The organism is Melaminivora alkalimesophila, from assembly GCF_000282995.1.
GTDB classification, from domain to species: Bacteria; Pseudomonadota; Gammaproteobacteria; order Burkholderiales; family Burkholderiaceae_C; genus Melaminivora; species Melaminivora alkalimesophila.
The window spans coordinates 1-1529 of record NZ_ALEE01000758.1; the positions used below are offsets into that span (position 1 = coordinate 1).

The window sequence follows — 1529 nt, forward strand, 5'->3', positions numbered from 1 at the left end:
GACGCTGCAGCAGCAGGTGCTGGAGCTGATCGGCAGCCTGGTGACCGAGCGCGGCATGGCGCTGCTGCTGATCTCGCACGACCTGGCAGTGATCGCGCAGAACGTGCAGCGCACGCTGGTCATGTACGGCGGCGCGGTGGTCGAGTCCGGCCCCACGCACACCGTGTTCGGCGCCCTCGCCCACCCCTACACGCAGGGCCTGTTCGCCGCACGCCCGGAGCTGGGCGGCGCGCGCACGCCCGGCCGGCGCCTGCCGACCATCGCCGGGACGGTGCCCGAACTGGCCGATCTGCCGCCGGGCTGCCCCTTCGCGGGGCGCTGCCCGCGCACCATCGAGGCCTGCAACGCGGCGCTGCCGGCCCCCGTGGACCTGGGCGGCGGCCACGTGGCGCGCTGCATCCGGCTGGGGGAGGAATGATGGCGCCCGCCTCCCCGCTGCTGCGCGTGCGCGCACTGCAGCACCACTACCGCCTGCCGCGCACCCGGCTGCTCGGGCCGCGGCCGATCCTGCCGGTGCTGCACGGCGTCGACCTGGAGATCCAGGCCGGCCGCAGCCTGGGCGTGGTGGGCGAGTCCGGATCGGGCAAGTCCACGCTGGCACGGCTCGTCATGGCGCTGGAGACGCCCGCGGGGGGCAGCGTGGAGCTGCTCGGGCGCGACCTGCACCGGCTGTCCGCCGCCGAGCTGCGCGCCGCGCGGCGCGACTTCCAGATGGTCTTCCAGGATCCCTACGGCTCGCTCGATCCGCGCCAGCGCGTCGAGCGCATCGTGACCGAGCCGCTGTTTCCGCTGGAGCGGCCCACACGCGCCGAAGCGGCCGAGCGCGCCGCCGAAGTGCTCGCGCAGGTCGGCCTGCGACCCGGCGACGCGCACAAGTACCCGCACGAGTTCTCCGGCGGCCAGCGCCAGCGCATCGCCATCGCCCGCGCCCTCATCACCCGCCCCTGCCTGATCGTCGCCGACGAGCCGGTCAGCGCGCTGGATGTGTCGGTGCAGGCGCAGGTGCTCAATCTGCTGGCCGAATTGCAGGAGCGCCACGGCGTGACCTACCTGTTCATCAGCCACGACCTGGCGGTGGTCAGCCACCTGTGCGACGAGGTGCTGGTGCTGCGCGCGGGCGAGGTGGTGGAGCGCGGCGCGCCGCAGCAGCTCTTCACCGCGCCGCAACACCCCTACACCCGCGCGCTGGTCGATGCGGTGCCGCGCATGGTGGTGTAAAAACACGCCAGGCGCTGATGTGTGCAGCGCAGCATCGCCACCGGAAATTCCCAACGCCACCGAGGAGACACCCATGTTCACCCGCCGCACCGCCCTGGCCGGCAGCGCACTGAGCGCCGGCCTGATGGCCCTGCCCCTGCACACCCTGGCACAGGGCACGAAGAAGGACAGCCTGACCCTGGCGATGACGCTCGAACCGCCGGGGCTGGATCCGACCGCCGGGGCGGCGTCGTCGATCGCCGAGGTCACGCTCTACAACATCTACGAGACGCTCACCAAGATCAACGCGGACGGCAGCGTCTCGCCGCTGC

Annotated in this window: 2 protein-coding genes and 1 pseudogene; all 3 read left to right on the forward strand. The window is 72.9% G+C overall.

What is annotated here, in order from left to right; all coding sequences use genetic code 11:
* On the forward strand, positions 1-418 hold a 418-nt coding region (locus A612_RS14615), incomplete at its 5' end, for an oligopeptide/dipeptide ABC transporter ATP-binding protein (protein WP_019375188.1).
* The gene (locus tag A612_RS14620; protein WP_051001521.1) at positions 415-1218 is read left to right on the forward strand and encodes an ATP-binding cassette domain-containing protein; all 804 of its coding nucleotides are present in this window, start codon (positions 415-417) and stop codon (positions 1216-1218) included. The genes A612_RS14615 and A612_RS14620, both read left to right, overlap by 4 nt.
* Positions 1219-1291: 73 nt before the next feature.
* Positions 1292-1529 (forward strand): annotated as a pseudogene (locus tag A612_RS14625) (ABC transporter substrate-binding protein); the annotation flags it as partial.